This is a genomic window from Methylomonas sp. BG-2 (genome assembly GCF_057766305.1).
Window position 1 is genome coordinate 1 of the sequence record NZ_JBYMAP010000226.1, and the last position, 6,299, is coordinate 6,299.

The window sequence follows — 6,299 nt, forward strand, 5'->3', positions numbered from 1 at the left end:
TATCACTTATCACAAACCAAAACATTAGCCAGCGTAGAATTAAGACTCTCAAATTCCGGATTGCGCTTCGCGTCATCCAGGCTACACAAATGGGCTGGTAATGATCCAATTGCTGCCATTGAATCAGATTGAGTGATAGACAGCAATGGGTCGATTGAGACAGTTCATCACTTCCAAAAGCGGTCATTCATCTATGGCATTATCATACCCGAATCGATAGCCTTGGTTTACATCGGAACCAGTGGCGGTTTTTAATCGGAATGGCCGGCTGATTTCGGTCGGGATACGCAATTGATATCGGTTGCGCAAAAAAATACCCCCTCACGCAAGCGTCAGGGGGGTATCCGTTAATCGCCGACCGATGGCTCGGTTTGCAATTTCTTCAACATGCTGTCCAGGATGGCCGGCAATACTGCGCCGAACCGGCCTTGAAAGTCTAAGGTTTCCCGCTTGGCATAACGCCGGGCGGCAATCCCTAGTCGTTGCCGAACCCAGGGACTGGTTTTGAATTGGCTTCTCAACCAGTTTCGGTACTCGGTGCTCCCGTCTTCCCAATCCGCCGGCGGCGAAAAAGGGGAGTCGGGATGGCCAGGTTCGGTATCCAGCGTTTGCACGTCCACGATGAATTTGCAGGTCATGACGGCGGCTCGAGGTCGGTTAACGTGGCATTCGCTAACGTGACGGCCGTCAATTGCCCATTCTGATCGATTTCCAATACAAACCGGTTGCCGTGTAGCATTTTGCATCCTGTCAGATCCGGCAAGAGTCGTTTCAGCGCGTCGGCAGGATCGTCGGCGGTATTCGCCACGATGAAGTGGGCGAATTGCGCGATATCCTGATCGTGACAAGGACCTTGATAGTCATCGTCGTTTTCGCAGAATCGCGACACCTGTTCCAGCACGTCTCCCCACTTTTCATGGCAGGGAATTAGGACGATATCGTCTTGCTCGTTGCCGGTATAAGCACCGTGTGCATCGATGTCCACACTATCGGCGCCGATCCGGATTCGGTAAGCCCGGCAAAACACCGCCGTGACCGAGACCCAGATGCCTTGAAATTGCGCGCGATGCGATTCGTTGAGGATCTCGCACTGCACTGCTTCTTGGCTCAAGTGCCGCAAATAGGGCTGCACCCAATGCCCGGCGTCGAATAGGTTCTTGACGAGCAACCAGTCTTTTTTCCAGGCCAGAAGGTGTCGCAATACCGCATCGGACCATAAGTCATCGTCAATCGTCACCAATTGCACTTGTCCGCTTTCGACGGCGGATTGAGTGATCGGATGGTCAACCGTTTCCTCAAAGTCACCAAACAGTTCGGTATCGCAGACCGGCGGCCGTAGGATGCGGGAGACCAGCTGCGTGGGCAGTCGATCGACATCGTTGAGCAAGCGCATCAAGCCGGACTCGCGTAGCACCGGGTAATAGGTCAGGAAATCGTCCGCGCTCAAGGCCGTTTTCAGTGCCGTGAGCTGGCTTTCGATCGCCGTGCCGATCGCTTCGCGAACTCGCTGAAGTACATCGGCTTCATCCACCAATTTGTCGCGATCCGGTAAGCGAGCCATGAAGAGTTCGCTATCCAGATGCACGATATTGCCAGGGTAGCGGGTGTCCCCGATCCGGTAATAATGGTCTCGATAGACCGGTAGGCCTTGTAAATACACCAGGCAATCCCGGCTATACCGATAGCCATCGAGCAGATTGGCCAAGCGAATGACGCCGACCGCCGATGCCACGAACTCCGCCGCATCGACAGCATCGACGGCGTGGGGTCGCGGTAACGGGACGCCGTTAAAATGCACCGGAATCGGAAAACCGGCCGCTAAGTCCGCCAAGGTGTTTTCGAGCGGACCGTTGACGATATCGACCAGCCGGATTTCGGTCAGACCGTTCCAAGCGGTCGCCGGCGAAACCTCCACCGGTTGAAACCCCAGGATATGATCGGTATCGATCGAAAAACACCCGCCCTTACTGGATAAGCCCAGATGCCGGCAGGCGAATAACGCCGAGAGAAAGCCCACGCCAAACGCGTGTTCTTTCGCAATCAATTCCACGTCCCAGCCGGACTCGGCGACGGTCAGCAGGGTGTCGAGCGAATCGATTCCGCAGCCGTCGTCCGTCACGGTCAAGGTGTTGGTCTCGGCGCAGTAGTCGAATGCGACATAACGGGCGCCGGCACGCCGGGCATTCTGCATCAGCTCACCCAAATACGTGGTCTGATGGGTGAAACTCCATTTCAGACTGTGGACTAATCGTTCAGCGTTGACTTTTAATTGTAGTGGTGCGTTCATGCGTTTTTCCTCGATGGATGTTGAATTTCGGGGAAACCAAGACGCACCCCTGGCGGGGAATGTCCGTTTCCCCGAGTCATTGGGTTTAAAAGCGCGTCACCCGCTTATCGCAGGTGCTGCGCGTGTATGGTCTTAAGCCGCCAGCGCCTCGCCGCCCAACGAATGGCGGGCGTGCCTGGCAAGGCCGTGCGGTTCGGTTGTAAGACCTATCCACGTGGTTTTCCGAAGCGTATCCGTCTCAATCCGAATACCGTCCGTGCCGGACAAATTGAATTGCGACACGATCGGTCCGCCGCAGACGAGGGACAGGCCGTTTTCCTGTTCGTCGTCCAGATTGATATCGCCCCAATCGCCGCGAGCATGCCGATCCAACAACGCCGTCATGTCGACGCCGACATCGGATAACCGGGCCCGCACGGCGGCGGTGGTTTGTGAGGGGTAAGTCGAAAACATTGCATGCGTACTCATGGTGATTCCTCCTTTGAACAGCGAGTAGCGCAGCATCCCTGTACGGGACAGACTGCGCTCCCCGCCAGGGTGGATTGATAAAAAGATCGGGTTAATACTCGTCCGGCAACAACACCGTTGTCACCGAGTGGTCGGCTTCGGTAATGACCCAAACCGTGTCCTGCTCGGAAATCCGGTACACCGACATCAGCCGGCCGCCTTGTTCCAATGCAGCGTCGTTCAACGCACGATCCTCGTCGCATAGATCGCCCCAATCGCCGCAGGCGTGACGCGAGAGCAAGTGGCCAGGATCGAGCAACGTCTCTTCCAGTCGGGCGATCGCACCGGGCGTCGCCACGGCGGTGCCGAGCGGGAAGGGCCGTTTTTGCGGTTCGTTTCGGATCAGACGGACGGCGTAGCTATCCGCTATCCGCGCGTCGATCTCGTCCGAAAACGCGGCCGTCAACCGCCGAATTTCATCGGTATCGGTATCGGCCGTTTCGGGCAAGGTCACGCGAAGCGATTCCAGGATGTTGCGGCCTTGACTGTCGTAGTCGGCCGTCAACACCCATTCGCAGCCCCAAAGGGCTAAATAGACATAGGCTTGCTTCGGTCCGACCGCGGTGGCGTAGCACTTAGTGGCGATCGCCACGCTGTTGAGCGCAATCCAGCCTTGGTCCGTCAAGAATGGCTGTACGGTGCGTTTAATGGCATCGTCAGGGTTTTTTTGGTGGTTTGTCATGGTGTTTCTCCTAAGAAAAAGACCCGACAGGCGCCACCCAAACGGGTGTGATACCCGTCGGGGTTCGATAAGGTTTGAGTCGCGCGCGGTTACTGCACCGCGTACCAATAGCGATTAGCTTCGGCTTCGGATAAAAACGCGGCCTTCAGCTTGTCGTTCAACCAGACTTGCCAGGGCAAGTCATCGCTTTCGCACTCTTTTACGCCGTGTTTGTCGATCGGCATCGCAAACCGTTTGCCCTGAATGAAGGCGGCAAACACATTCGCTTGCCGTTTGGTGGCAAAGCCGGCATGGACCTTGCCGTCGATCGTGACCGACCACGGATGATCGACGTGCACGCCTTGTTGGACGGCAACGTCGCCGACCCGAAAAGTCGGGTGCTGGTAAAGGGTCCGAAACGGACTGTCGATCCGCACGATACAGTGGTCCAGAATGGCCGGACCGCCGATTTCACCCGATTCGATCAGCAACGGCACCTTGATGTTGCCGCCCGATCGTCCGATGGTGCCGATGACGTCGTTCTCGTCGAACCAGGACTGTCCCGTTGCCGGGTCGCCATAGTACAAACGGATTTTCCGCTGGGTACCCAAGACCTCTTCGAGGATGTCGACCACCGCTTGCGGTGTCTCTTCGTGAAAACACGTACCGGACGGCCGGCGTTGGTAACGAATGGTATGGCCATTCGAGACGGTCAGTTCAATCATTGGATTTTGCATGGTGTTCTCCGTTGAATACGGGAACGCCACGCCCCCAGTCGGGAACAGACATTCCCGCAGGGTAAGGTACTGGTGAGACCAGTGGTTAATTTAAGATGGGATCGGTCTTTGGATTACGATGCCAAAGGCAGATCTTGATTAGACTCCAAGGCATCAAGCCATTCCAGCAAACTGCGGTTGGCGGGTTCATTCGCCAACACCGCATCCGGATCGATCCCTCGGCTGGCCAGTACCGTGCTCATCGCCTGGGTTAAAAGGGCGTTGCCTTGTTCCCGTTCCGACTCGCCGCCGTGCTTGATGGCCCAAAAGGGGTCGAAGCGTAAGTGTCTAGTACCGCTTGGACACTGCTTATTCACCTCGGCATGAAACGCCCGATCGAGCGATTCCGCCTGTTCGAACTGCTGCCAGAAACCTGGACCGGCTTGGGTGTCCACCGGGGGTAACCAGCGTCGCCGACAGCCAACCCAACGGTTCATGCGGTCGATCAAGGTCTTGCTTTTCGGAAAAAAGTGGATGGTCCCGGCGCCCGGATAGTAACGGACGTCAAAGTAAATACTGCTTATCCGTTCACCCTGCTTAAGCGCACTGAAATGCTGCCTAAACACCGATACCAAACTTGATTTCGCTTCGGTCTTGCCGTCGAGCAAGGCAAAGACCTTGTCGAAATCGGCTAGCAGCCTTTCCGAATCCCAGTCAAGACCTGTGTGGTAGGACTCGACTTTATGCCCTGGCAGTACGAAGCGTGTGGTCTTTATCCGCATCCCCAGCGTGCGGTGTTTATCATTGGATTTCCACCCCATGTAATACACGGCATTGTCGCTGTGGTAGCGCGTGATCAGATCGAACACATCGCAGACCATGCTGAGTTGAATTTCACCTTGCTGATCGATGATGCCTTGCAGAAAACCGTAAATATTCGCCACGGTAAATTCCAAAGACTTGATCGTTTCGAAATCCGACTCCAAACGTTTTTGCGCCGCCGATGACAATCGTGACGTGACCTGAGTCGAGCGCAGAATGCTACTCCATGCTCGATTTTTCAGATCTTGATAACGTTCGTGCAATGTCTGCTTCACCGCATCCAATGACGAATCGTCTACACGGTTGACACCGCCACCACTCAGCTCGCCCAGGGTTTCGCCCAGCATGGCTCGATAGCGGCTGGCACGGGCTTCACTGAATACAGCCTGCCGTGTCGCTTCGAAGGCGGCATCGAACATCAATACCGCGTTATCGATAAAAGCAGTCGGTAAGGCTAACTCCTGGGGCACATGAAATGCGCTGGCCAAGTCGTCCGCTTCCCGACGATCCCGACGCAAATCGTCCAAAATACTGCCGAGGATGTCCTGTTCGAAGGTCGAGGTTTTCTTCAACCAGATCAGAGCAATTTCGACTTTGGTTTTGCGTTCGGCATCCTCGCCGGCGAACATGTCCGATAAGAACTCCACCTCGCCATGCTGTTCGATCAAACGCGCTAACAGCTGGCGTTCTTTCGAAAATGGATTGCGTATGGTTTCCGCATTGAGGATGGCGACGATTTCGGCGTTGAACAAGATGTCCCAGGCCTTCAGGACGTGCTGAGCACCGTACGCAAAAGGCGGGTTCATAATGCAGTGCGAGTAACAGCTGCCGTTTTGAAACTGCAGAAAATCCAAGCCCACCACGGTGTAGCCTTGTTCCCGTAACACCGCATGCTTACGCATATCGATTTCGACGCAATCAATCGGTACCCGCTGGTACTGTTTGAATGGCTTGGCTTTGAGCAAATGGCCTTCGCCGGCCGATGAATCCAGGACCCGCACAAACCGGGTGTTCTTGAACTTTGCCCAAGCCTTGATACTCAGCGCTTCCGTCGAGGCATAGTATTGAAAGGGATCTGTCATGACATTCTCCAAAAAATACGGGAACGTCACGCCCCTGGTTGGGAACAGACATTCCCGCAGGGATTGATAATGAGGCTCGCCGCGATACCGCGAAAAGCCGAAGGATGATTAAGCAGCTGGGTCTGAATCTGACAACCCAAGCGCTTCTTGAGCTAACGGTATCAGCGGGTCTAAGTCCGCCCAATCGATACTGCCGCCGGCGTCTTCACCGCGCTGGTAGGCGG

6 protein-coding genes are annotated in these 6,299 nt (G+C 55.4%); all 6 read right to left on the minus strand.

The genetic code is table 11. From position 1 onward, the window contains the following. Nucleotides 1-347: 347 nt before the first annotated feature. Entirely contained in the window at nucleotides 348-638 is a 291-nt protein-coding gene (locus AC3B8H_RS17145) for a hypothetical protein (protein ID WP_427501800.1), read from the minus strand. Next, on the minus strand, nucleotides 635-2,287 hold the full coding sequence (locus tag AC3B8H_RS17150) for a hypothetical protein (RefSeq protein ID WP_488442759.1): 1,653 nt from the start codon (nucleotides 2,285-2,287) through the stop codon (nucleotides 635-637). The genes AC3B8H_RS17145 and AC3B8H_RS17150 overlap by 4 nt, the downstream gene beginning before the upstream one ends. A gap of 132 nt (nucleotides 2,288-2,419) precedes the next feature. Further along, nucleotides 2,420-2,755, minus strand: coding sequence for a hypothetical protein (locus AC3B8H_RS17155; RefSeq protein ID WP_488442760.1), 336 nt, complete (start codon nucleotides 2,753-2,755; stop codon nucleotides 2,420-2,422). 91 nt (nucleotides 2,756-2,846) lie between these two features. Further along, nucleotides 2,847-3,476: a hypothetical protein gene (locus AC3B8H_RS17160; protein ID WP_488442761.1), complete on the minus strand. Its 630-nt coding sequence runs from the start codon at nucleotides 3,474-3,476 to the stop codon at nucleotides 2,847-2,849. 89 nt (nucleotides 3,477-3,565) lie between these two features. Continuing rightward, nucleotides 3,566-4,192 (minus strand): hypothetical protein, encoded by a 627-nt coding sequence (locus AC3B8H_RS17165; RefSeq protein ID WP_488442762.1) that lies wholly within the window; start codon nucleotides 4,190-4,192, stop codon nucleotides 3,566-3,568. Nucleotides 4,193-4,305: 113 nt separating this feature from the next. After that, complete coding sequence (locus AC3B8H_RS17170) at nucleotides 4,306-6,075, minus strand: DUF4942 domain-containing protein (RefSeq protein WP_488442763.1); 1,770 nt, start codon at nucleotides 6,073-6,075, stop codon at nucleotides 4,306-4,308. Nucleotides 6,076-6,299: the final 224 nt, after the last annotated feature.